Annotated in this window: 20 protein-coding genes and 1 pseudogene; 9 read left to right on the forward strand and 12 right to left on the reverse strand. The window is 47.0% G+C overall.

Annotated features, from left to right (window positions below; genetic code table 11):
• From AKJ31_RS20020 to AKJ31_RS20040, 5 genes are all read right to left on the reverse strand, one after another.
• Complete coding sequence (locus AKJ31_RS20020) at positions 1–1,506, reverse strand: inactive transglutaminase family protein (protein ID WP_053410801.1); 1,506 nt, start codon at positions 1,504–1,506, stop codon at positions 1–3.
• Positions 1,507–1,525: 19 nt separating this feature from the next.
• On the reverse strand, positions 1,526–2,275 hold the full coding sequence (locus tag AKJ31_RS20025) for an ATP-dependent zinc protease family protein (protein WP_053410802.1): 750 nt from the start codon (positions 2,273–2,275) through the stop codon (positions 1,526–1,528).
• Between the two features lie 241 nt (positions 2,276–2,516).
• Positions 2,517–3,488 carry a tRNA 5-methoxyuridine(34)/uridine 5-oxyacetic acid(34) synthase CmoB gene (gene cmoB / locus AKJ31_RS20030; protein WP_053410803.1) on the reverse strand — a complete coding sequence of 324 codons (972 nt, stop codon included), beginning with the start codon at positions 3,486–3,488 and terminating at the stop codon, positions 2,517–2,519.
• A gap of 104 nt (positions 3,489–3,592) precedes the next feature.
• Positions 3,593–4,330: a carboxy-S-adenosyl-L-methionine synthase CmoA gene (cmoA, locus tag AKJ31_RS20035; protein WP_053410804.1), complete on the reverse strand. Its 738-nt coding sequence runs from the start codon at positions 4,328–4,330 to the stop codon at positions 3,593–3,595.
• 102 nt (positions 4,331–4,432) lie between these two features.
• Positions 4,433–5,299, reverse strand: coding sequence for a DUF72 domain-containing protein (locus AKJ31_RS20040; protein WP_053410805.1), 867 nt, complete (start codon positions 5,297–5,299; stop codon positions 4,433–4,435).
• A 262-nt stretch (positions 5,300–5,561) separates the two neighbouring features.
• Between AKJ31_RS20040 and aspS the strand changes: the two genes are divergently transcribed.
• Entirely contained in the window at positions 5,562–7,340 is a 1,779-nt protein-coding gene (gene aspS / locus AKJ31_RS20045) for an aspartate--tRNA ligase (protein ID WP_053410806.1), read from the forward strand.
• Between the two features lie 80 nt (positions 7,341–7,420).
• On the opposite strand, the pseudogene AKJ31_RS20050 reads toward aspS, so the two are convergent.
• Positions 7,421–8,005: pseudogene (locus AKJ31_RS20050) on the reverse strand (pseudouridine synthase); the annotation flags it as partial.
• A 462-nt stretch (positions 8,006–8,467) separates the two neighbouring features.
• Between AKJ31_RS20050 and AKJ31_RS20055 the strand changes: the two are divergent.
• Entirely contained in the window at positions 8,468–10,693 is a 2,226-nt protein-coding gene (locus AKJ31_RS20055) for an NADP-dependent isocitrate dehydrogenase (protein WP_053410808.1), read from the forward strand.
• A 75-nt stretch (positions 10,694–10,768) separates the two neighbouring features.
• Here the strand turns inward: AKJ31_RS20055 and cspD are convergent, their stop codons facing one another.
• Positions 10,769–10,990, reverse strand: a complete 222-nt coding sequence (gene cspD, locus AKJ31_RS20060; RefSeq protein WP_053410809.1) for a cold shock domain-containing protein CspD — start codon at positions 10,988–10,990, stop codon at positions 10,769–10,771.
• Positions 10,991–11,452: 462 nt separating this feature from the next.
• Here cspD and clpS point away from each other — a divergent pair, with 462 nt between their 5' ends.
• Positions 11,453–11,773: an ATP-dependent Clp protease adapter ClpS gene (clpS, locus tag AKJ31_RS20065; protein WP_053410810.1), complete on the forward strand. Its 321-nt coding sequence runs from the start codon at positions 11,453–11,455 to the stop codon at positions 11,771–11,773.
• Between the two features lie 41 nt (positions 11,774–11,814).
• Positions 11,815–14,085, forward strand: coding sequence for an ATP-dependent Clp protease ATP-binding subunit ClpA (gene clpA, locus AKJ31_RS20070; protein WP_053410811.1), 2,271 nt, complete (start codon positions 11,815–11,817; stop codon positions 14,083–14,085).
• Between the two features lie 79 nt (positions 14,086–14,164).
• Here clpA and AKJ31_RS20075 read toward each other — a convergent pair whose 3' ends face one another.
• From AKJ31_RS20075 to AKJ31_RS20085, 3 genes are all read right to left on the reverse strand, one after another.
• On the reverse strand, positions 14,165–14,791 hold the full coding sequence (locus tag AKJ31_RS20075) for a YdcF family protein (RefSeq protein ID WP_053410812.1): 627 nt from the start codon (positions 14,789–14,791) through the stop codon (positions 14,165–14,167).
• Positions 14,788–15,624 (reverse strand): NAD-dependent epimerase/dehydratase family protein, encoded by an 837-nt coding sequence (locus tag AKJ31_RS20080; protein ID WP_053410813.1) that lies wholly within the window; start codon positions 15,622–15,624, stop codon positions 14,788–14,790. Before AKJ31_RS20080 ends, AKJ31_RS20075 begins: the two co-directional genes overlap by 4 nt.
• A gap of 193 nt (positions 15,625–15,817) precedes the next feature.
• Positions 15,818–16,051 carry a TIGR02647 family protein gene (locus AKJ31_RS20085; RefSeq protein WP_053410814.1) on the reverse strand — a complete coding sequence of 78 codons (234 nt, stop codon included), beginning with the start codon at positions 16,049–16,051 and terminating at the stop codon, positions 15,818–15,820.
• Positions 16,052–16,540: 489 nt separating this feature from the next.
• On the opposite strand from AKJ31_RS20085, the gene focA reads away from it, so the two are divergent.
• Positions 16,541–17,383, forward strand: coding sequence for a formate transporter FocA (gene focA, locus AKJ31_RS20090; protein WP_053410863.1), 843 nt, complete (start codon positions 16,541–16,543; stop codon positions 17,381–17,383).
• 45 nt (positions 17,384–17,428) lie between these two features.
• On the opposite strand, the gene AKJ31_RS23555 is transcribed toward focA, so the two are convergent.
• Both AKJ31_RS23555 and AKJ31_RS20095 read right to left on the reverse strand, forming a co-directional pair.
• The gene (locus tag AKJ31_RS23555; protein WP_281173368.1) at positions 17,429–17,557 is read right to left on the reverse strand and encodes a hypothetical protein; all 129 of its coding nucleotides are present in this window, start codon (positions 17,555–17,557) and stop codon (positions 17,429–17,431) included.
• A gap of 213 nt (positions 17,558–17,770) precedes the next feature.
• A complete protein-coding gene (locus AKJ31_RS20095) occupies positions 17,771–18,565 on the reverse strand; it encodes an ABC transporter permease (RefSeq protein ID WP_053410815.1) in 795 nt (264 codons plus the stop codon).
• Between the two features lie 474 nt (positions 18,566–19,039).
• Between AKJ31_RS20095 and torE the strand changes: the two genes are divergently transcribed.
• From torE to AKJ31_RS20115, 4 genes are all read left to right on the forward strand, one after another.
• Positions 19,040–19,219, forward strand: a complete 180-nt coding sequence (torE, locus tag AKJ31_RS20100) for a trimethylamine N-oxide reductase system protein TorE (protein ID WP_005378141.1) — start codon at positions 19,040–19,042, stop codon at positions 19,217–19,219.
• A gap of 49 nt (positions 19,220–19,268) precedes the next feature.
• On the forward strand, positions 19,269–20,453 hold the full coding sequence (gene torC, locus AKJ31_RS20105; protein WP_053410816.1) for a pentaheme c-type cytochrome TorC: 1,185 nt from the start codon (positions 19,269–19,271) through the stop codon (positions 20,451–20,453).
• Positions 20,454–20,477: 24 nt separating this feature from the next.
• Positions 20,478–22,940, forward strand: coding sequence for a trimethylamine-N-oxide reductase TorA (gene torA, locus AKJ31_RS20110; protein ID WP_053410817.1), 2,463 nt, complete (start codon positions 20,478–20,480; stop codon positions 22,938–22,940).
• A 246-nt stretch (positions 22,941–23,186) separates the two neighbouring features.
• The gene (locus AKJ31_RS20115) at positions 23,187–24,926 is read left to right on the forward strand and encodes a glycoside hydrolase family 36 protein (RefSeq protein WP_053410818.1); all 1,740 of its coding nucleotides are present in this window, start codon (positions 23,187–23,189) and stop codon (positions 24,924–24,926) included.
• Positions 24,927–24,976 lie beyond the last annotated feature (50 nt).

A 24,976-nucleotide genomic window follows, 5' to 3' on the forward strand; every position in this document is an offset into this window, starting at 1 on the left:
TTAGTCCTCCGCTAGTGGTTTGAAGCGACGTAGCTCGGTCAAACGGTAACCTGTGTAAGTACCTAGTAGCAGAATGCCTGCCAATACAATCAGTTGTAGGCCAATGAAGTTAAACGTCAGGTGCTGAATGTATGGGTTAGTCATTGCAAGATAAACCAGTACCGCGGTTAAAAGTGAACCGCCACCTTGTAGAACCACTTCCTTCGCGCCTTCTTCTTCCCATAGAATCGACATACGTTCGATTGTCCATGACAGGATGATCATCGGGAAGAAAGTAATCGACAGACCTTCAGTCAGGCCGATCTTGAATGCGACAACAGTAAACACCGAGATGATCATAATAACCGTGATGATTACCGCCGAAATCCGCGCTACGAGCAGTAGGTTTAGCCGCGATAAGTAACTTCGAATCACCAAGCCAGTACCGACTATCAGTAAGAAGCCGACGATACCAGTGACGAGTTGCGTCTGAACAAACGCCACCGCGATAAGTACAGGCATGAACGTGCCCGACGTTTTAAGACCAATGATTACGCGTAGGAATACCACAATCAGCGCACCGATTGGGATCAGCATGATGGTCTTAAACATCGCTTGCTCTTCAAGAGGTAAGCTGTGAATAGAAAAGTTAATCAGGCCATCAGCTTCCACTTTGTCATCGGTCGCTTGTTGAGGCGTGACCTCTAACGCGATCATTGAGAAGTGCACTTGGCTGTTTTGACCGCCCATCAGGTCAAGCAGTGAAATGTTTGACTCATCCCAAACTAGGATGTTTTCAGCGATAACTTGCTGTGCGCTTTCTGGGTTAAACAGTACCCATTTGCTGCCGTTCCAAACTTGGTTCATGTGTTGAATTGTTTGACGACGACGGCCATCTTCCAATTCAATCACACCGACGATTTTACCCGGAACTTGAGCGTAAGCGAGCAGCTTGTCGATCGCCTCGACCTTACTCATGTTATTGAGGATAAGGGATGCGTTTTGGCTTTCGTTGTCGTTGATGGCTTTAACCAGTTCGCGAGCAAAAGTAACGTCATCTGCTGAGCGTTGGTTGGCAACCGCGATCAGTGCAGCAACGGCCGCTTCAGTTGGACCATCAAAGGTTGGTTTGACGATATCGCCGCTTGGTGGAATGGCTTCCACTTTGGCCTGAGGGTCGACAAGGAATTGCGCCTTGTAGTAGATGGTTTGTGCGCCAAGAGCATGACGAATGGACCACTCTGCACGGCGACCCGATTCAGTGTTGACGTAAGAAACTCCGTAGCCAGGAGACGATGATGACTCGCCAACTAAGGTAAAACCGTTTTGTGTGTGTGGTGCAGCAAGCGACGCTTTAACTGGCGTGCCCTGCGCGTTAAATTCGATGCGAGCTTCGATGTCCCATACCTGACGAGTTTCGCCCGGAGTCCAAGGCACACCATAGCTTTGGTGGCGGAATAGACTCAGCGCGATACCCGCGAGAATAAGCAGCACAACTGAAATATAAAAAGGAACTTTAGACGTCATTATTTTACCTTACTGGCTTTTATTTTTTGCTTTTTGACGGTGGTGTTTGAATGTACTTCTTGCTTACATCAACCACTGCGATGTCTCGGATAAACTCACGGCCTAGCAGTACTGGGTGGCTCATTTGAGAACGGTCCGCTAATGTAAATTGCGCTTTCTCGTGGATCTTACCTAGCTCAACCCAAAGCTCGACAACTGCTCTGCGTTCTACGTCTTCGTTGGTCGACTGGCGGATTTTTACGTAACGTATCACCGGCGCTTCAATCCAGTTGTCTTCTGTTGGTGGCGTGTCTCCGTCAGACAAGTGGAATCTCACCCAGTTGTTACCGTTGCGTTCAAACTCTTCGATGTCGATAGCATTGAGAGACGACGTCGCTGCGCCCGTATCTACGCGTGCATCAAAAGCTTGTTTAATGGTATCAATGGTCACTTTTTCGACTTCGCCAAGAACAATGTTGTGGGTCGGCGTCGGTGGCTCTGGAGTTGGAGCAGGGATAACAACTGGTGCGTTTTTTTTGCGAACTTCTGCGACAACGTCTTTCTTAAGACGAATCATCTCTCTGTCCAGAACCCCGATTTTCTTTTCTAGTGACTCGATGTAGTCCGTTTGGTTACTAAGCTGAAGCGACAAGTTTTCAAGCTTAGTCGATACGTTCGTTTCAGAAGCCTGAATAGATGCGAGTGTTTCATTATGATACTGCTCGCCTTTGGTCAAAGAGCAGCCGGACAGAACTGCTAAGGCAACTATTGGAGTCAATCTGGTCAGCATTGATAAACCTAAGAATGTTTAAGTTGTTATAAATAAGGAGTTTAGCGTATATAGGTAATCACTCACAACTTCCAAAGAGTGCGAAGGTCTCAAATAGTGAGGATTGTAGATAATACACAATAAAATGAGGGTTATATTGTACCCTCATTTGTTGAGCAAAGCATGTGCTACGAGATTAAACGTAAACAAATCGTTATGAGTTAACGCCCTGTCAATTCGTCAAGTAGAAGTGAGAATTTGTCTATGGCTTAGTTGCCACCAACACCGCGCGGCGTGGGGCTGGGTGGCCTTCAACGGTTTTACTCGGATCGTTTGGATCTAAGTAGTCAGGCAATGAGTTGTGTGTCATCCAGTTGGTGGTACGCTGTTCATCTGTTGAGGTCACATTCTCATCAACGATACGCACGTCAATAAAGCCAACTTGCTCCAGCCAAACCTTAAGTGCTTTTGCTGAAGGGAAGAAGTAAACGTTGCGCATTTGCGCGTAGCGGTCAACAGGGACAAGCACCGACGTTTCATCGCCCTCAATGACAAGAGTCTCAAGCACTAGCTCGCCACCAGAAACAAGCTGGTCTTTTAACTGGATCAGATGGTCGAGTGGTGAACGACGGTGATACAGCACGCCCATGCTGAATACGGTATCAAACGCTTCTAGTTTAGGCAGTTGCTCGATTCCCAGTGGAAGAAGATGCGCGCGTTGGTCGCCGCCCATCAACTTACGGATCGCTTCAAACTGGATTAAGAATAGGTGTGAAGGGTCGATACCGACACACAAACGCGCGCCAGCACCCAGCATACGCCACATGTGGTAGCCGTTACCGCAACCTACATCGAGAACGCTGCGGTTCTTGAGCGGAGAAATGTGTGGTAACACGCGGTCCCATTTCCAGTCACTGCGCCATTCGGTATCGATATGGATACCGTGAACGTTATATGGACCTTTGCGCCAAGGATGGAAAGTGCGCAGTAGGCTTTCAAGCTTTTTCAACTCGCCAGTTGGCATTGGATCTTGGTTTGAAACCGTCACCGACTCAGTGATATCGACGTGGTCAGGTTGACCCTCTGGGATTTTGTTTAGCGCTTTTAACCAACGGCCAAAATCACCGTGCTCGGCATTTTGCCAGTCAGTCAATTGCTGAGGCAGGGTATTGAGCCACGGTTGTAGACGTGTATCTTGAGCGATCAGTTGGTAAAAGTTAGCGAAATTAAACATGAAATCCGAACCTGGTGCCTATGGTTGTATTCCCTAGAAAAATCGTCGACGGTCAGTGCTTCTAGGGAGCGAGCAATCACCGCTTAAATTAGTGGTTTGCGCGATTACTTAATCGCAAACATTGAGCCAAAGTTAAAGCACTGGAACCAAACGTCGAAGCTGCTAAAGCCAATTTTAGCGAAACGTTCTTTGTGCTCTCTCTTTGAGTTTGGGCGCATTACGTTTTCAATAGCACTGCGCTTTTGGCTGATCTCTAACTCGCTGTAGCCATTTGCACGTTTAAAGTCGTGGTGCAGATCAATCAGCAGTTCGTTTGAAACGGGATCTTCAAACACGTACTTCTCAGACAGAATCAAAATGCCGCCCGGACGTAAGCCTGCGTAGATTTTTTCCAGCAAGCTGTAACGGTCTTCAGGAGATAAGAACTGCAACGTGAAGTTAAGTACCACAACGGATGCGTTTTCGATCTCGATATTGCGGATGTCTGCTTCAACAACTTCTACCGGTGTGTCGCTGCGATATGCGTTCACGTGAAGCTTGCAGCGCTCGACCATCGCCGATGAGTTATCTACCGCGATAATTTTGCAGCCTTCTTGCTGAATATGACGACGCATAGAAAGTGTCGCTGCCCCAAGTGAACAGCCCAAGTCATACACATTGCTGTGAGGCTTTACAAAGCGTTCTGCCAGCATGCCAATTGCAGAGATAATGTTGCTGTAGCCCGGTACTGAGCGTTGAATCATGTCCGGAAACACTTCCGCGACACGCTCATCAAACGTGAAGTCGCCAATTTTATCGATTGGCGCCGAAAAAATGGTGTCTGGATTGCTTTTAGGGTTCATAACTCGTTCTCATACCAAAGGGCAACTGCGCTCGGCAGGCTTTAAAAAGGCGCGTATTTTATGAGAAATTCGCGCCTCTGTCATGTATTGCTTTAGATTGCCTCAGAACATCTGTAACTGGGAGTTGCCATCGTTGGCAGGGAATGGCGCCAAATCGGGTAACGCCACGCTTTTTTGTAGCATTTTGTACAGATTCGCAGCCAGCTCTGGGGCGACAATATTGTCGGCGGTATGAATCATTACGTACGGTTGCTTACCTTCGGCTATCCACTGTGGCAACTTACTTAGCCACGGGGTGAAAAAGTCGTAGTTTTGCTGCTCGAGGGGGTGACCAATAAAACGAATCATCGGGTGAGAGGCGGTCGCAATCGCATGAACAGGAACTTTGGGCTTTTTCATCTGTGCGTCGATGATCGCTTCGTTGTCGGGTTTTGCGGCAAAGACTGGGCGACTATCCATAATGATTCGATCGTAACCACGCTCCATTAACCATTGATTGAGCGCTCGTTCCGCGTCGCCTTTCGCAAAGAACGCCGGATGACGAACCTCTACGCCAATTGGAAAGCTTGGTGGGAAAAGAGCACAAAACTGTTTGAGCGCGTCAAGGTGCTCGGGGCCAAAAGCGGCTGGCAACTGAATGGTCCATTGCCCAATGCGGTCATGCAGCGGCGCCATTACCTGCATAAACTCTTTCAACTGCGCTTGGCTACCTTTGAGCATCTGCTGGTGGGTGATGGCTTTGGGTAGTTTAAACGTGAAGCGAAAATCATCATTCGTCGCTGATTTCCAGTTCTGAACGGTGGTTATGCTTGGCGTCGCGTAGAAGGTGGTGTTGCCTTCTACGGTATGAAACACCTGTGCGTACTTTTCTAGCCTTTCCGCAGGTTTGGTTCCACTGCCGTAAAAGCTCTGTTGCCAGTTGTTATGCGACCACATGGTCAGGCCAAGTCGTAAGGGTAAACCGTCCATAACCTTCTATTTATATTCTTGTATGAGAGTTTTGCCGAATCACCCTTTATGGGGCTATAATCAGCGCCAATTTTTTAATATTGATGCAGTTTTACGCCTTTGTTGGTGTAAAAAGCATCAATAGAAGATAAATCGCAATTAATTGTACGTTGAATAGTCGATCTAAAAGTACTTTCAGCGTATAAATGGAACTTTGCTCTATCTGTGAAGTTATCATTGATAGATAGTAATCAACAAATTTATAGAGATTGGGAATTTCATTATGCGTACCCATTACTGTGGTCACCTGAACAAGTCCCTTGCAGGACAAACTGTAGAACTTTGCGGCTGGGTTAACCGTCGCCGTGATTTAGGCGGTCTTATTTTTATCGATATGCGAGATCGTGAAGGCATCGTTCAGGTAGTTGTAGATCCAGATATGGCGGATGCGTATGAAGTGGCTAACACACTTCGTAATGAATTCTGTATCAAACTAACGGGTGAAGTGCGCGTTCGTCCTGAAAGCCAAGCAAACAAAGACATGGCAACAGGTGAAGTCGAGATCCTTGCGAAAGGTCTTGAAATTATCAACCGCTCTGACGTTCTGCCACTAGACTTCAACCAAAAGAACTCTGAAGAGCAGCGTCTGAAGTACCGTTACCTAGACCTGCGTCGCCCAGAAATGAGCGACCGCATCAAGCTACGTGCTAAAGCGTCAAGCTTTGTACGTCGTTTCCTAGATGACAACGGCTTCCTAGACATCGAAACGCCGGTACTAACCAAAGCGACGCCAGAAGGTGCTCGTGACTACCTAGTACCAAGTCGTGTTCACAAAGGTAGCTTCTACGCGCTTCCTCAGTCTCCACAGCTATTCAAACAGCTGCTAATGATGTCTGGTTTTGACCGTTACTACCAAATCGTTAAGTGTTTCCGTGATGAAGACTTGCGTGCTGACCGTCAACCAGAATTCACTCAGATCGATATCGAAACGTCATTCATGTCTGCTGAGCAAGTGCGTGAGGTGACGGAAAAAATGGTTCGCGAAATGTGGCAAGAGCTACTGAACGTAGACCTAGGTCAGTTCCCAGTGATGCCATTTAGCGAAGCAATTCGTCGTTTCGGCTCTGACAAACCAGACCTACGTAACCCACTAGAACTAGTCGATGTTGCTGACCTAGTGAAAGACGTTGAGTTCAAAGTATTCTCTGGCCCAGCGAACGACGAGAAAGGTCGTGTTGCGGTTATCCGCGTTCCTGGTGGCGCTTCTTTGACTCGTAAGCAAATCGACGGCTACGGTGAGTTTGTTGGCATCTACGGCGCGAAAGGTCTAGCGTGGATGAAGGTTAACGACCGTGCTGCGGGTATGGAAGGTATCCAATCTCCAGTTGCTAAGTTCCTAAACGAAGACGTGATCAACGGTATCCTAGACCGTACTCAAGCGGAATCTGGTGACATCATCCTATTTGGCGCTGATAAAGCGGGCATCGTTGCAGAAGCAATGGGTGCGCTACGCCTGAAATTAGGTAAAGACCTAGAGTTGACCGACGAGTCTGCATGGGCACCACTATGGGTTGTTGACTTCCCAATGTTCGAAGAAGATGACGAAGGCAACCTACACGCAATGCACCACCCATTCACATCACCTCTAGGTGTGACCGCGGAAGAGCTAAAAGCGAACCCAGCGGCAGCAAACTCAAATGCTTACGATATGGTTCTTAACGGCTACGAAGTGGGCGGCGGTTCTGTACGTATTCACAACGCAGAAATGCAAGCGGCAGTATTCGATATCCTAGGTATCGATGCAGCAGAGCAACAACTGAAGTTTGGCTTCCTACTGGACGCACTGAAGTTTGGTACGCCACCGCACGCAGGTCTTGCATTCGGTCTAGACCGTCTGGTTATGCTGCTATGTGGCACAGAAAACATCCGTGACGTTATCGCGTTCCCGAAAACAACGGCGGCTTCTTGTCTACTGACAGACGCACCAAGCCTTGCAAACCCAGCAGCGCTTGAAGAACTAGCGATCGCAGTGACTGCAGCGAAAGAGAAAGACGCAGAGTAATCAGCGCATCTCTTGCTAATCTATACTAAAACGCCACTTCAATCGAAGTGGCGTTTTTTATCGCACTTAAACGGTAGCTGTTAACGGTTTAACTCGATCTCTTGCCATTCACCGGGTTGTAAATTGCTTAAGGTGACGTCTCCCATTGAGTAGCGAATCAAACGTAGGGTAGGGAAACCGATGTTTGCCGTCATGCGGCGCACTTGGCGGTTGCGACCTTCGATAATGGTAATGGCTAGCCAAGTGGTCGGGATATTGGCGCGAAAACGAACCGGAGGCGTTCGCTCCCACACTTGCGGTTGTTGGATAACTTCAACTTGCGCAGGTAGCGTCATACCATCTTTTAACTCAACCCCTTTGCGTAGCTTGTCTAAATCCGCTTCGCTCGGGGCACCGTCTACCTGCACCCAGTACGTTTTGGGTGATTTGGAACTCGGTTGAGTCAGTTTGGCCTGCAAAATACCGTCGTTGGTTAGAATCATCAGACCTTCGCTGTCGCGGTCCAAGCGCCCAGCGGCGTACACATCTTTGACGGGAATAAAGTCGGCCAGTGTTTTTCGTCCGTCACCATCGGTAAACTGGCTCAACGTATCGTATGGTTTGTTAAACGCGATCACTTTACGTTGTTCAGGTGAGATTTTCGGTTTGTTTGACGGCGTCTTCTTACGATTTCTGGACGTGTATTTCTTGTCATTTTGTGCCGAGGAGGGGCGTTTAAAACCCTTTTTCCCTTTATGCGGCGAAGACTTTGGAGACTCACGGCGTGAGCTTGGCGACATGTTAACTACCTTGCAAAAATGTAAACGAAGTGTGTTTGAAAGTTTCGGTTTGTCCGAATTTAGGCTATTATGTGCGCGCCCAAAAACAGGATTGGTGAACAAGATAATAGACTATTCTGCCGATTTTGTTTAACTATAAAGACTAGTTCTCATGGATCTTACTTTCGATAGAAGGTAAGTAAAAAAACAGAAGAGACAACAATCGCAAACAAGTGAGGGGATGGCACATACCACATACAGCAGTGACGAACGCGTCATAGGCGGTGGAGGTATTATCAACTTGTTGGCGGACACACTATAACAAAGCCGTTCATCCGACTGGCCTTGTCAGAACAATAGGGAAATTTCATGCCTACAGAAAAACCTACAATCATTTACACCATTACTGATGAAGCTCCTGCACTAGCGACATACTCGCTGCTTCCAATCATTCAGTCTTTCACTGCTTCATCAGGTATTGACGTTGATACGCGTGATATCTCTCTTGCTGGACGTATTCTTGCTAACTTCCCAGAGCATCTAACAGAAGAGCAACGCATGGGTGACGCACTAGCTGAGCTAGGCGATTTAGCAAAAACTCCTGAAGCAAACATCATCAAACTGCCAAACATCTCGGCTTCTATTCCTCAGCTAAAAGCAGCAATCAAAGAGCTGCAAGCGAAAGGCTTCAACCTACCAAACTACCCTGAAGAGCCAAGCACGTACGAAGAAGAAGCGATCAAAGCGACTTACGACAAGATCAAAGGTAGTGCCGTAAACCCAGTACTACGTGAAGGTAACTCAGACCGTCGTGCACCGCTTTCAGTCAAGAACTACGCGAAGAAAAACCCACACTCAATGGGTGCGTGGTCAAAAGACTCGAAGTCTCACGTTTCAAGCATGTCGAACAACGACTTCTTCGGTAGCGAAAAATCGCACACCGTTGATGGCGCAACAACGGTTAAAATCGAGTTCGTTGGTCAAGACGGTAGCGTGAAAGAGCTAAAAGCACCATTCGCAATCCAAGACAAAGAAATCATTGATTCGTCAGTGATGAACAAAAAAGCACTGGTTGAATTCTTCGAGAAAGAAATCGCGGCTGCGAAAGAACAAGATGTTCTGCTATCACTGCACATGAAAGCGACAATGATGAAAGTGTCTGACCCAGTGATCTTTGGTCACGCGGTTAAGGTTTACTACAAAGACGTGTTTGCGAAATACGGCGAGCTATTCGATAAGCTAGGCGTTGACGTAAACAACGGTATCGGCGATGTTTACAGCAAGATTGAAGCGCTACCAGAAGCTCAAAAAGCAGAAATCGAAGCGGCACTTCAAGCGGTTTACGAAACTCAGCCACCACTCGCAATGGTTGATTCTGACCGTGGCATCACCAACCTGCACGTACCTAGTGACATCATCGTTGACGCATCTATGCCAGCAATGCTGCGTTCTTCTGGTCAAATGTGGGGTCCAGACGGTAAGCAGAAAGATACGAAAGCGATGATCCCAGATCGTTGTTACGCGGGTATCTACCAAGCGGTCATCGACTTCTGTAAAGAACACGGTGCATTTGACCCAACGACTATGGGTAGCGTACCAAACGTGGGTCTAATGGCTCAGAAAGCAGAAGAGTACGGTTCACACGACAAGACATTCATTCTAGATGCAGCAGGTACAGTACGTGTTGTTGACTCTTCAGGTGAGGTGCTACTTGAGCAAGCAGTGGAAGCTGGTGACATCTTCCGTATGTGTCAGGTGAAAGACGCGCCAATCCAAGACTGGGTGAAACTGGCGGTAACACGTGCACGCGCAACTGGCGTACCAGCAGTATTCTGGCTAGATGAAAACCGTGCACACGATGCAGAGCTAATCAAGAAGGTGAAGGCTTACCTACCGGATCACGATACATCAGGTCTGGACATTAAGATCCTTGCTCCACTTGAAGCTTGTAAGTTCTCTCTTGAGCGCATCAAAGAAGGTCTGGATACCATCTCAGTAACGGGTAACGTTCTTCGTGACTACCTAACTGACTTGTTCCCAATCCTTGAACTAGGCACATCAGCGAAAATGCTATCAATCGTTCCGCTAATGAACGGCGGTGGTCTGTTTGAAACTGGCGCAGGTGGTTCTGCTCCTAAGCACGTTCAACAAGTTGAGAAAGAAAACCACCTACGTTGGGATTCTCTAGGTGAGTTCCTAGCATTGGCAGCGTCTCTTGAGCACCTAAGCACAGTTACTGGCAACGCGAGAGCGAAGATTCTGGCTGATGCGTTAGACAAAGCGACAGGTGAGTTCCTAGACAACAACAAGTCGCCTTCACGTAAAGTGGGTGAGCTGGATAACCGTGGCTCACACTACTACTTGGCGACTTATTGGGCACAGGCACTTGCTTCTCAAACTGAAGACAAAGCGTTGGCAGAAGAGTTCGCTTCAATTGCTGAGCAACTAGCGGCAAACGAAGAGAAGATTCTTGCTGAGCTGAATGGCGCACAAGGCGTTGCGGGTGACCTAGGTGGTTATTACGCACCAGATGCAGAGAAAGCATCAAACCTAATGCGTCCAAGCGCGACATTGAACGCGATTATCAACCGATAATCTCGGATAAAAAAGAAACCCGCCGAAAGGCGGGTTTTTTTACATTCTCATTCTACTTGATTAATTGGCAGCGGTTCATTTAGCTGGTTGAGCTTCCACAGGAGTCACGACACTCGCGTGATAACCTTTTGGACCTTCTTCCACCTCAAAGTTGACTTGTTGGCCTGCTTTCAGAGTACGATAGCCGTCCATCTGTATTGTTGAATAGTGAGCAAACACATCACCATCTTCACCTTCCGGACAGATAAAACCAAATCCTTTGGCATTGTTAAACCATTTTACTGTACCTGTAGCCATGCTATACATCCCTCATGCATTTTGTTACTGATGTTGTTGAACGTTTACTATGTGCCTTGTAAACAAAAAGTGAATTTCCATTCAGCCGCTGCCAAATTTTCAGTCACTATTTGACCAATTTAGCCAATGATTGAGCACAGTCAATAGTAAAAACGTATAAGACCCGACATATTTGCAAACAAATCACTTTTGAGATTTACATTTTTCTAACTATAAGTGTGTGTTTTTATTCGCCACTCCAGTCGTTGCCTGATGTTTTCGGTTTCTTTTTAATCAATCAGATACCTAATAAGTCGGATGAACGAATGTTTTATTTGCAGCGTTCCAATTGCTGGATTAGTCTCTAATGAAGGGGAAAGAAAATTTCTTATCGATTTGCCCTTAATGTCAGAGCTAAATTCAAAACTTCTGCTCGTTGAAGTGGTAAAATTAAAACTAGTCATAAACCAACACTATTAGATCATGAGCAAGCATTTTGAATGGGTCACTCCAGATTCAGATCTGCTGGAGTTAGAGAAAACAAAAGTAAAACCACCATCTATGTATAACGTTGTCTTGAACAACGATGACTACACCCCGATGGACTTTGTAATAGAAATCTTGGAACGTTTTTTCTCGATGGATGCAGACAAAGCAGCGCAAGTGATGCTTAAAGTGCATTATGAAGGTAAGGCAATCTGTGGCACGTTTACTGCGGAGGTTGCGGAAACCAAAGTGGCTCAGGTCACTATGTATTCCAGGGAGAATGAGCATCCTTTGCTTTGTACGATGGAGCAAGCTTAATATCTGTCGGTACAACTTGAGTTGTTGTTGAGGAGGTCCCTATGCTGAACAAAGAATTAGAGTCGAGTTTGAACAGCGCATTTTCTCGCGCTCGTGATAAACGACATGAATTTATGACCGTCGAGCACCTCCTGCTAGCATTGTTGGAAAATGATGCAGCGAGAGAGGCATTACAAGCATGTCAGGCTGATATCGATGCACTGCGCAGCGAGCTTGATATTTTTATCGACCAAACAACACCTCTTATCCCAGAGAACGATGAGACACGTGAAACTCAGCCAACGCTAAGCTTCCAGCGTGTCCTACAACGTGCGGTTTTCCACGTACAGTCGTCTGGCAGAAGTGAAGTTACTGGCGCCAACGTACTGGTTGCGATTTTCAGTGAGCAGGAGTCGCACGCAGCGTACTTGCTGAAAAAGAACGACATCAGTCGTCTTGATATCGTTAACTTTATTTCACACGGCATCACTAAGGCGTCTAGCCAAGGTGACGAGCCGGGTTCATCAGACTCTTTCGGTGGCGATACGGTTGAAGAGTCCAATTCTGATGAGCGTCTAGAAAGTTTCGCGACTAACTTAAACCAACTAGCAAAAAAAGGTCATATTGACCCGCTTATCGGTCGTGAAAAAGAGCTAGAACGTACTATTCAAGTGCTTTGCCGTCGTCGTAAGAACAACCCGTTACTTGTCGGTGAAGCGGGCGTAGGTAAAACCGCCATTGCTGAAGGTTTGGCTTGGAGAATCGTTGAAGGTCAAGTGCCTGAAATCATTGAAAATAGCGTGATCTACTCACTTGATATCGGTTCACTACTTGCGGGTACGAAATACCGTGGTGATTTCGAGAAACGTTTCAAAGCGATCTTGAAGCAGCTTGAAAAAGAAGACGATGCGATTCTGTTTATCGACGAAATCCACACCATCATTGGTGCGGGTGCAGCGTCTGGTGGACAGGTGGATGCGGCAAACTTGATTAAGCCATTGCTTAGCAGTGGTAAGCTGCGTTGTATCGGTTCAACCACCTATCAGGAATACAGCAACATTTTCGAGAAAGAACGAGCCTTATCACGCCGCTTCCAGAAAATCGACGTTGTTGAACCTTCAGTGGACGACACCACTAAGATTCTGATGGGGCTTAAACCAAAATACGAAGCTCACCACCAAGTGCGTTACACCAACAAAGCGTTGCGTGCCGCGGTTGAGCTGTCTGCCAAGTACATTAATGAACGTCACTTGCCGGACAAAGCAATCGATGTGATTGACGAAGCAGGGGCGCGTAGCCGATTAGCGCCAGCTAGCCGACGCAAGAAGACGGTGGGTGTCGCTGACATCGAGGCGATGGTAGCGAAAATGGCGCGTATTCCTGAGAAATCAGTCTCGTCTTCAGATAAAGAGATCCTGCAGAAACTGGATCAGAAGATGAAGATGCTGGTGTTTGGTCAGGACGATGCGATAGACGTATTGAGCGAAACCATCAAGCTGTCTCGTGCTGGTCTTGGTGCGGACAATAAACCTGTTGGTTCATTCCTGTTTGCTGGCCCAACTGGGGTAGGTAAAACGGAAGTCACGGTTCAGCTGTCAAAACTGCTCGGCATCGAGCTTCTGCGTTTTGATATGTCTGAGTACGGTGAGCGTCATTCGGTAAGCCGCTTAATTGGTGCGCCTCCGGGTTACGTTGGCTATGACCAAGGTGGCCTACTAACCGATGCGGTAATTAAAAATCCGCACGCAGTTGTACTGTTAGATGAGATCGAAAAAGCGCACCCAGATATCTTTAATCTGCTACTACAGGTGATGGATAACGGTACGCTTACGGATAACAACGGTCGTAAAGCGGACTTCAGAAACGTGATCCTAGTGATGACCACCAACGCTGGTGTTCAGGAAACGGTTAAGAAGTCGATCGGCCTGATCCAACAAGATCACAGTCATGATGCAATGGCGGAAATCAAGAAGGTATTCACGCCTGAATTCCGCAACCGTCTCGACAACATCATTTGGTTCAACAGCCTAGATGAGCACGTCATCCATCAAGTGGTCGATAAGTTCATCGTTGAGCTTCAAGCGCAACTTGACGCTCGTGGCGTATCTCTGGAAGTGTCTGACGATGCTCGTCATTGGTTAGCACTAAAAGGCTACGACAAAGCGATGGGTGCGCGTCCGATGAGCCGTGTGATTCAGGATCAACTGAAAAAACCGCTGGCAAACGAACTGTTGTTTGGTTCGTTAGTTGATGGTGGCACGGTGAAAGTTGAGCTGAAAGGCGACGAGCTTGAGTTTAAATACCTAAGCGAAAAAGAAGCCGCGATCCACTAATCTGATCAGATAAACAAAAGCCAGGGCATATGCTCTGGCTTTTTTGTATCCATTGTCTACATCACTAGGTCAACATGCCTTAATCAAAGACGGCTTTTATCGCTTGATAAGACGCTTCCACATTCGCTGGGACATCTTGCTCAATTTGGAAGCCAAGTGCAGGGTAGGATTTGATGCGTTCAAAATCGCCCAGCATGGCTCTGACGACCATATCGATGTCGATATCGTCGTTAAAGTAGTGACTGAACTCGGCTTTGGTCGAGGTGACGGCGACGCGCTGGTACGGATGCGGCCACTGTTTGACGAACGTCGCGTAGCTGCGCCTTTCCATGTATGGTTTTTGCACCAAGATAAAGGAGCGAAAGTCCAGCCCTTGATGTTGGACGAGTTCTGCAGTTAAAAGAACGTTTTCACCGCTGTTGGTCGCTTGATCTTCGAGAATAATATCGTCGCTGGCTACGCCCATGTCTTTGGCGATGTTGGCAAACGTCTCGGCTTCACTTTTCTCAAACACGCCTTCTGTTAAGCGTCCGAAACCGCCAGAGAATATCACTTTATCCGCGAATCCTTGTAAGTACAGATTGGCTGCGTGCTCGGCGACTCTGACATCGTTGCTGCCCAGAACAAAGATACAATCCGATTTTTCAAGCTGATGGTCGAGCTGCATGTAAGCCCAAAGGTTGTCTATGTGCTGGTATAGCTTCATTCCAACGTTCCTTCTGTCAGCTCGAGCGTATGTTGATGATGGAACTTGTAACCGAGGTCGAGCAGGGCATCGGCGACGATGCGTTTATCTGCAATGTGAACGACTGGAGGGAGCACTTCACTGGAACCTGAGTTGGTCAGTGCTGCTTGATAAAACTCGGCTTTGCTGACTGTGTTCGGTGTCGTCGCATTGACCACCACGTTTTTATCATGCAACGCAACGAAACTGACGGCGCCAATCGCATCGGTCAGATGTAACATGTTGGCGGGAGCAAGGTCGCTCACTTGTTTTAGCCTCGGTGCAAAGCGGGCAGGGTGACGGTGTGGGCCAACCAGTCCGCTGCAACGAACAATTGCAAACTTCAGACCTGAATCCATTAGGTGCTGCTCGGCTTTGAGCATTATTTTCGCATTGTCCGAGAAGTCTTCATGGATCTGAGCCAACGCCAGTGAGGCTTTCTCTTCGACCATATCCTCGGCGATATTTGGGTAGACGGTCGTCGAGCTGACCATGACAACTCGGCCAACATTGGCGTTGACACAGGCGTCGGCCAGTGTTTTCCAATAGTCGGCATACTCTTCGCCGTTGCCTTTACGAAATCCCGGTGGAAAGCAGCCAATGACTATGTCGGCTTGAGTTGTAGATATCTGTTGTGTGACTTGGCTAACCCCTGTACTGAGATCGAGCTGAAATGCGTTTAGGTGCTCTTGTTTGAGTTGTTCGACACCTTCGGATGTGGTTTTACTGACAAAAACGTGGTGACCAATAGATTCTAGATAATGGGCGAGAGGTCTACCTAACCATCCTCCACCAACAATAGTGATTGTTTTCACGGCTATCCCTTATTAAACGTGTGAGTCTATGTATGGCGCTGACTGAGAAACGCATGGCTTGCATTCAGCATATCAAAGATTGCCCCGCGAGTGAGTCAGTTGGTCGAGAAAAATTCGCGCTGAGGAAGGAAATGAAAACGAAAAACGCCAGCCGTTTGTAATGGCTGGCGTTGTCGCTGAATATTGAGCGTAATTAGCTGCTTAAAACACGTAATATCTTGTCAGCGTGCTCTGCTACCTCAATGCCTTCATCGGTTAGGTAGCCACCGTCTGGCAGTGTGCACAAGCTTTTGTCATACAGTCTTTTTACTGCAGCTTGCATATCTTCTGAAGCGTCTTGGTGAACTTTGATTCCGGTTGCCGCACTACTGAGATCGAATTGAAGAAGTAAGTTGAGTTCTGCAATGTGGTCTGGAGTGTACTTCATAGTTAAATCCTTAATAAAACCAATACACTCACCATAGTTCCAGCGCTGAAGCACGGCAATTGCATTTACAAAGAAATGTTATCTGAGGCATGTATTTGCGTTAAATAAAACACAATTAAAATCACACCTGATCTGAGTCAATAACACCTTACTGGATATTTATGCCCAAATAACGGTTCCCTCAGAGTCGCGCCAACTTAATAGAGAAAAATAATAAAAAATTCAATTATTATGAATATTAGGACTAAGAGTGTCTCAGAAGTAAGTTTTCAGTAGGTGGTTTTATTAATTGATTGATTTTCATGGCTTTAATTTGATGTGTTGAGCTTTATTTATCTGTTTTTATACTGATAGTTTTATCGAATGCACTAGGGTTAATTAAAAAGATAATCAATTGAGTGCAAACTCATATTTAGTGCTTGAAATTGATCACTTTTCGAGTAATTATCCGCGCCCAACGTCCATTTGTTTCAAAATGTTTCCTCGATGATTAACCTTAACCAATTTGATTCTTTGCTTCCGCCGCAAATGGCTGAGCGCGCCGCAGAAGTAGGGGTTGGTAAAGCGACCAAAGACCCTATTAAATCCTTTCTACTGGCGATTTCTGCTGGTCTACACATAGGCATTGCCTTTGTTTTTTATACCATAGTGACTACTGGAGCGGCTGATTTACCTTGGGGGATTACACGCTTGATCGGTGGCTTAGCGTTTAGTCTCGGTCTAATCCTTGTAGTGGTGACTGGTGGTGAACTGTTCACCAGTTCGGTACTGACGCTGGTGGCGCGAGCAAGCGGCAAGATCACGTGGAAAATGCTGTTCAAAAACTGGCTAGTGGTATACAGCGGAAACTTGATCGGGGCGCTGTTGTTAGTGTTCTGTATGTTGATGACCAAGCAGTATATGTTTGACCATGGCCAAGTTGGCCTCAATGCGATGGCGATTTCTCAGCACAAGATGCACCATACATTCTTATCAGCCGTTGCCTTAGGCGTAATGTGTAATGTCTTGGTGTGTGTCGCAGTATGGATGACATTCAGCGGTCGCACACTAACAGATAAAATCGCGGTGATGATCTTGCCAGTGGCGATGTTCGTTTCAGCTGGTTTTGAACACTGCATTGCAAACATGTTCCAAGTGCCGATGGCGATTGGTATCAAGAATTTGGCGCCCGCAGAGTTTTGGCAGATGACTGGCGCTAACATTGCCGACTACGCCGACCTCAACATGGTCGATTTCTTGCTGAATAATCTACTTCCAGTGACGTTGGGTAACATTATCGGCGGTGGTGTATTTGTCGGCATATGGTACTGGCTAATCTACCTCCGCGACTAACTGATCTAAAGGGAGTAGGTGCTACATCTACTCCCTTTGCTAATTTCATCTTTCTAGTCTGTACAACTCTTCTGCTACAACTAACCCTTGTGGTTCATCAACCAACCAGTCACGCAATTCATCCTCTTCTGCTGCTTTGTACAAAACTTGTTCAATACCGTGCTGTAGACACATAACGCTATCCTTGTGAGTGTGTGTTCTTCCACTGTAGCCGAGCCAAATGACGCATTTATTACGTCTTACGTACGCTTTTCGCTATGTCAGAGAACTGTAAAATACGCCAATGCCAGAGTATTTCTGCACTGCAGAAGATCCACTAAATATGTATCACCACTGTTATCCACAGATTCTGTGGATAAGATCTTATTGGCACGTTTCGCAGCAGATCTATTGATTATCTAAGCGTTTGATCAGTACTCGGCCATGGGGGTGAATCGCACTACGGATCGTCAAATTCAAGCAAATACAGGTTGAAACCGACATCATGACGAAGATCGCGATCATGATCATTAGCTGATATTTGATTGCGATGACCGGATTTGCACCACCGAGTATTTGACCTGTCATCATTCCCGGTAAGGTTACCAACCCTGTCGTCGCCATTGAAGCGAGGGTAGGCGCGAGCGACTTTTGAATCGCTTCACGCAAAAAGGGGAGCGTCGCAAACTGGACGGAGGCGCCTAAGGAAATTGCCGCTTCATACTCGTCTTTGCGCTGTGATAAGGCGGTAAAGAAGTTCTGCAATGTGACGATGTTGCCGCCGAGTGAGTTACCAAGCAACATGCCCGCAAGTGGGATCATATACTGGGCGCTGTAGAATGGATCGGGCTTGACCACCAATACACAAATCACCGCCAACATGGGTGAAAGACCAATCAATAACCCCGTGATCACAGGAACAAATAGAGGCCTTTTAGGCAGTTTGGCTTTATCGATGATCGAGCTGGTGCCAATCACTGTCATTACCAATAACCAAGCTAAGTTTACCCAGACATTATTTAGCGCAAATAAGTACTCCAAATACAGGCCGATAAAGATCAACTGCACGGTCATTCGACCTACGCTGACCAACACATCTTTGCTGATGCCTAGCTGGTAGTAGCGACTGATAAATAACGGGATCGCCAAAGTACAAAAGAACAACCCAAGTAACGGCCAAGAAATATCAACAACGCTATTCATCTAATCACTCCATTTGACGCCTTTCCATTGTAACGAGGAACCGATATTCCAGCCACTTAGTAGGTCAAAGCGGTGAGCTTTTTGCCAAGTGTATCGTGTTATCTAGCGACATAAATCGCTACAAAGTCGCATACATAATGTTCACATTTTGGTGTCTGAGCGGTAAATTTTTCAGCGATTTTGAGGGCGATGTTTTCCTTTTTTAACAGCGCTTGTTTCATTAATGTTATTGATTTAACGTAATTTTAACTGTTCACAATTCTTCATATTTCTATGCAAATCTATACATGATTTCTTATTCAAACACATCTCTGGTTAAGCTCAAAAAAGTGTGGAATAACAAGGTTTGAAGGGGCGGAATTCGTTGAACCTTACTAATAGTATGGTCTAACATTTTGAACTAGAAATTGTAAAAAAACTTTAGCTTGATCACTGAAGCTATCCCAAAACACTAAATACAAGATAGGCAAATGTATGAGTGATGTTAATAAAATTGAGAGTGGTGAAAAACGCTCTCTGGAGTGGAAGTCGTTCCTCTTCATTGCAGTTGTTCTCTTTCCAATTCTGAGTGTGGCTTTCGTTGGAGGCTACGGGTTCATTGTTTGGATGCTGCAAGTATTCTTCTTTGGGCCTCCAGGTGCACATGGCATGTAAGCCAACGAGCTTATTTCCGCATTTTTGAAAGATTTTAAGAGAGCAAACCATGAAATCATTAATTATCAAACTGTGGCGTACTATGACGCGCCCTGCAGTTCATATCAGCCTTGGCGTGCTGACTATGGGCGGCTTTATTGCAGGTGTTATCTTCTGGGGTGGCTTTAACACAGCTTTAGAAGCAACTAACACTGAAAAATTCTGTATCAGCTGTCATACCATGCGTGACAACGTATACGTAGAACTTCAAGAAACGGTGCACTGGAAAAACCACTCAGGCGTACGCGCGACTTGCCCAGACTGTCACGTTCCTCATAACTGGACAGACAAAATTGCACGTAAGATGCAGGCATCAAAAGAAGTTTTTGCTCAAGTATTTGGTAACTACGATGAACCAGGCGTATTTGAAGAGCGCCGTATCGAACTCGCCAAACACGAGTGGGACCGCTTCTCGGCAAACAAATCCCTTGAGTGCAAAAACTGTCACAACTATGAATCGATGGACTTCGAGCAAATGTCTCCGACTGCTCGCATTCAGATGAAGCAAGCGGCAGAGAAAGATCAAAGCTGTGTTGATTGTCACAAAGGTATCGCGCACCAACTTCCAGCAGGTATGGATAGCATCGGTGGTATCGTCGGCGAGCTAGAGCAATTGACATCAAATACTGATTACTCAGTTGGTCAAGCATTGGTAAGTGTTCGTCACCTACCAGTTTACTTCGACGCACAAGCAAGCCAAGAAGCTGGTCTACTTAACCCAGCGTCTACTGTGACTGTTCTTGAACAACACGGTGAGATGATTCACGTTGAGATCGACGGCTGGCGTAAAGCGAAAGGTTTTGGTCGCGTAATCCAAGAAGACTTCGGTATGAACATCGCGGTGGGCTCTCTACTTAAAGAAGCGGCGCAAAGCGATGAGATCGTGACGGCTGGCGAGCAAAAAATCGATGAGCTAACAGGTCTGCCATGGGAAAAAGTGGCGGCGAAAGTGTGGATGAAGAAAGAAGCGATGCTTAACGACGTAACGCCTATCTGGGAGAAAGCGAGCGAAGCGTACAAAACCAACTGTTCTGTATGTCACACGCAGCCTGATGAAGCGCACTTCGATGCGAACACATGGCCAGGCATGTTCAACGGTATGCTTGCATTCGTTAACTTCGACACTGACAGCGAAGCGTTAGTATTGAAGTATCTACAGAAGCACTCTTCAGATTTTGCTGAAGGTCACCACTAATAAGCGTCATACGGAGTAATTGAAATGGCTATTACACGAAGAAGTTTTTTGAAAGGTGTTGCGACTACCAGCGCGGCATCGGTCATTGGTCCAAGCTTATTGGCTTCAGCGTCTGCGAGTGCAGCAGAAACAACCGGAACTTGGAAAGTGTCAGGTTCACACTGGGGCGCATTCCGCGCCCACGTCTACGCGGGTAAAGTTCAAGAGATCAAACCGCTGGAATCTGACTCTAACCCAACAGAAATGTTGAACGGTATTAAAGGCATTATTTACAGTCCATCACGTGTGCGTTACCCAATGGTTCGCCTAGATTGGCTGAAAAAGCACAAATACAGCGCAGAAACACGTGGTGACAACCGCTTTATCCGTGTGACTTGGGATGAAGCGCTAGATCTATTCTACCGCGAGCTTGAGCGCATCCAGAAAGACTACGGTCCTTGGGCGTTGCACGCAGGTCAAACAGGTTGGCGTCAAACGGGTCAGTTCCACAGCTGTACCAGCCACATGCAACGTGCAGTGGGTATGCATGGCAACTTCATCACGAAAGTCGGTGACTACTCAACGGGGGCGGGTCAAACCATCCTGCCTTACGTACTAGGTTCGACTGAAGTGTACGCGCAAGGTACGTCGTGGTCTGAGATTTTGAAGAACTCTGACAACATCATCCTTTGGGCGAATGACCCAGTGAAAAACCTACAGGTAGGTTGGAACTGTGAAACTCACCAGTCTTTCCCATACCTAGAGCAACTTAAAGAGAAAGTGGCTAAAGGTGAGATCAACGTGATCTCAGTTGACCCAGTGAAGAACAAGACGCAGCGCTTCCTGCAAAATGACCACCTGTACATCAACCCGATGACAGACGTGGCATTTATGCTAGCGATCGCTCACGTGCTGTACAACGAAGACCTATACGACAAGAAGTTCATCGAGACTTACTGTCTGGGCTTTGAAGACTTCATCAAGTACGTTCAAGGTGAATCGAAAGACAAAATCGAGAAAACACCAGAGTGGGCTGCTGAAATCTGTGGCGTGAGCGCAGACAAAATCCGCGAATTCGCTCGTATGTTAGTCAACGGTCGTACTCAGATTCTGATGGGCTGGTGTATTCAACGTCAGGAACACGGTGAGCAACCATACTGGGCAGCAGCCGTTGTCGCAGCAATGGTTGGTCAAATAGGTCTACCTGGCGGTGGTATCTCTTACGGCCACCACTACTCAGGTATCGGTGTTCCTTCAACAGGTTTTGCGGCGCCAGGCGGTTTCCCACGTAACCTTGACCAAGGTATGAAACCGAAATGGGACAACGACGACTTTAACGGTTACAGCAAAACAATCCCTGTTGCCCGTTGGATCGACTGCCTGCTAGAACCAGGTAAAGAGATCCGTTACAACGGCTCGAAAGTGAAGTTGCCGGGTTACAAGATGATGGTTATTTCGGGTAACAACCCGTGGCACCACCACCAAGACCGCAACCGCATGAAGAAAGCGTTCAAGAAGCTGCAAACTGTTGTAACTATCGAGTTCGCGTGGACAGCGACTTGTCGTTTCTCTGATATCGTTCTACCAGCGTGTACACAATGGGAACGTAACGACATCGACGTATACGGTTCATACTCAGGTAAAGGTTTGATCGCGATGCACCGTTTAGTGGATCCATTGTTCCAGTCTAAGACGGACTTCGAGATCTTCACTGAGCTGACTCGTCGTTTTGGTCGTCACAACGAGTACACTCGTGGTATGGACGAAATGCAATGGGTTCGTTCTCTGTACGATGATTGTCGTGCGGCGAACAAAGACAAGTTCGATATGCCAGAATTTGATGAGTTCTGGGAGAAGAGCGTACTCGACTTTGGTGAAGGCCAACCTTGGGTTCGTCACGCGGACTTCCGTAAAGACCCAGAGATCAACGCGCTAGGTACGCCATCAGGCTTTATCGAGATCACTTCACGTAAGATTGGTCGTTACGGCTACGAACACTGTCAAGAACACCCAATGTGGTTTGAAAAGACAGAACGTTCTCACGGTGGTCCGGGTTCAGATAAATACCCATTCTGGCTGCAGTCTTGTCACCCAGACAAACGTCTGCACTCACAAATGTGTGAATCTGAAGAGTTCCGCGCGACATACGCGGTACAAGGCCGTGAGCCGGTTTACATCAACCCGCTAGATGCAAAAGAAAAAGGCATCAAAGATGGCGATTTGGTACGCGTATTCAACGACCGTGGTCAGCTTCTGGCTGGTGCTGTACTGACTGACAGCTACCCACGTGGCGTTATCCGTATCGAAGAAGGTGCGTGGTACGGTCCGCTAAACGAGAAAGAAGGTGCGATCTGTACTTACGGTGACCCGAATACGCTAACGATGGATATCGGTTCTTCAGAACTTGCTCAGGCAACCTCTGCAAACACTTGTATCGTTCAGTTCGAGAAATTCAAAGGTAAGGTTCCACCAGTGACTTCATTTGGTGGTCCAATCGAAGTCGCGTAATTGCAACATTCCAAGCAAAAATACCAGTCTTATAAGGCTGGTATTTTTTTGTCTCTGCGTAAGTAACCTTATTCGTGTTGCTGCATTTTTAAGCTGATTGGTTAAGGCACAATCAACGCATTTGATAAGCATTTTGTTGATTTGTCAAAACCGTGAGACAGGCAATGAAATGCGCTGTTGATGAAATAGACAGTAGCCGTATCCAATGCTCTAATTAAATTATCTAGCGGTAACTGGGATCTTGGTATGGCTCAAAAAATAGAACTATCAAATGGGCGTATCGTTAATGTTCCTAACTTTGACGTACGCATAGAGCAGACCCAAAACGAGCTGAATTTTTCCTATCAAGGCATTAATAACGATGGCTTAAGTGAGCGTTTCCTCCTGTGCCAAACGGTATTCGATTATGAGCGCAGCGCAGTCGTGTTAGGCGACGGTTTCCAGATGTTGTGCCAGACGACAGGTACGGCGTTTACTCCTACACCAGTCGGTCGTTGCCCAGATAACAGCTCTACCTACCGGATTTATCCGCCTCGCGACCCTCAGCGCTACTACAACTACATGGTGATCGAAAGTTCATCCGGTTATGCACTGTTTGGTTTTACTTCTTGTCACCGCTTTGCCGGTTACTTTGAGTTTGAACACCGTGACAACCACACTTTAGTTAACGCCTATTTGGACGGCGAAAATTCTCATCCACAGGACTGGTCAAGCAATCAACTGGAATCGATGGTGTTTTTGCAGGGGGAATCGCTCAGCGAGCTTTATACCGAGTTCAGTCGCTTGATAGAAACGCATCATCCGAAACGCGACGGTGTCACCGCGAATGCGCCGATCGGCTGGTGCTCTTGGTACGCTTATTACGCTGACGTTAAACAACAAGACATCGTTGATAATCTAGAAGCAATGCATTCAGATTTGATGGCTCTGGAATATGTGTTGATTGATGATGGTTATCAAGCGTTCATGGGCGATTGGTTAACGCCGTCTGATAAGTTTCCCTCTGGCATCCATTCGGTGATTCAGGCCATCAAATCGAAAGGTAAAAAGCCGGCGATTTGGTTAGCGCCATTTATTGCGCAGCCAGAGTCGCAACTTTTCCAACACCACCCTGATTGGTTTGTGACCCATGAAAATGGGCAGCCACTTAAAGCGGAAGATATTACTTATGCTGGCTGGCGTTGCACGCCTTGGTATATTCTCGATACCTCCAACCCTGTGGTGCAGGAACACTTAACGCTGGTGGTTAAAACCATGCGTGAGGAGTGGGGCGTTGAGATGTTCAAACTTGATGCAAATTACTGGGGGACGCTCAAAGGAGCTCGTTATCAAAGCGGGGTCACCGGCGTCGAAGCTTACCGGATGGGGATGGAAGCAATAGCCGAAGGGGCAGGAGATGCGATGATTCTCGGCTGCAACGCACCCATGTGGCCGTCATTAGGTATGGTCGATGCGATGCGAGTATCGGATGACGTTGAGCGCAGCGCTAGCCGTTTTGAGCAGATCGCCAAGGAAACCTTTTATCGAAGTTGGCAGCATCGTAAGTTATGGCAAATTGATCCCGACTGCGCGACGTTTGTCTCGTTGTCCAATCAAGCGACCGACCGGCAAAATTACGAGTTCCATCGCGACGCGCTGCTGGCGTGTGGTGGCTTGTTGTTATCTGGTGACCCACTTCCAGACTTAACGCCTTTTGCTAAGCAAAGTTTGTCTAAGTTGATTCTTCGTCATAAGCATACCCAACAGGCAGCGCGATTTACGGCGCTTAACTTGCATCATGCTTTCTTACCAGTCACGGAACACAACGAGTTGCATTGTTTGTTTAACTACCAACAACCGGGGCGTGAAGTGACGTTAACCTCAGACCATCCTGTCTATTGGTACGATTACTGGACAGGCGAGCGCTTGATGAATGAGCCAACGCAAGTGATTGAAGTCCCATTAGAGCCAGGTTTGTCGAGCCGCGCGATAATTACCTCGATATAGTCTGCTGTCTGATTTACCATACCGTTAGAAGAAATAATGACGATTAGGTT

This window comes from Vibrio hepatarius (assembly GCF_001274785.1).
GTDB classification, from domain to species: Bacteria; Pseudomonadota; Gammaproteobacteria; order Enterobacterales; family Vibrionaceae; genus Vibrio; species Vibrio hepatarius.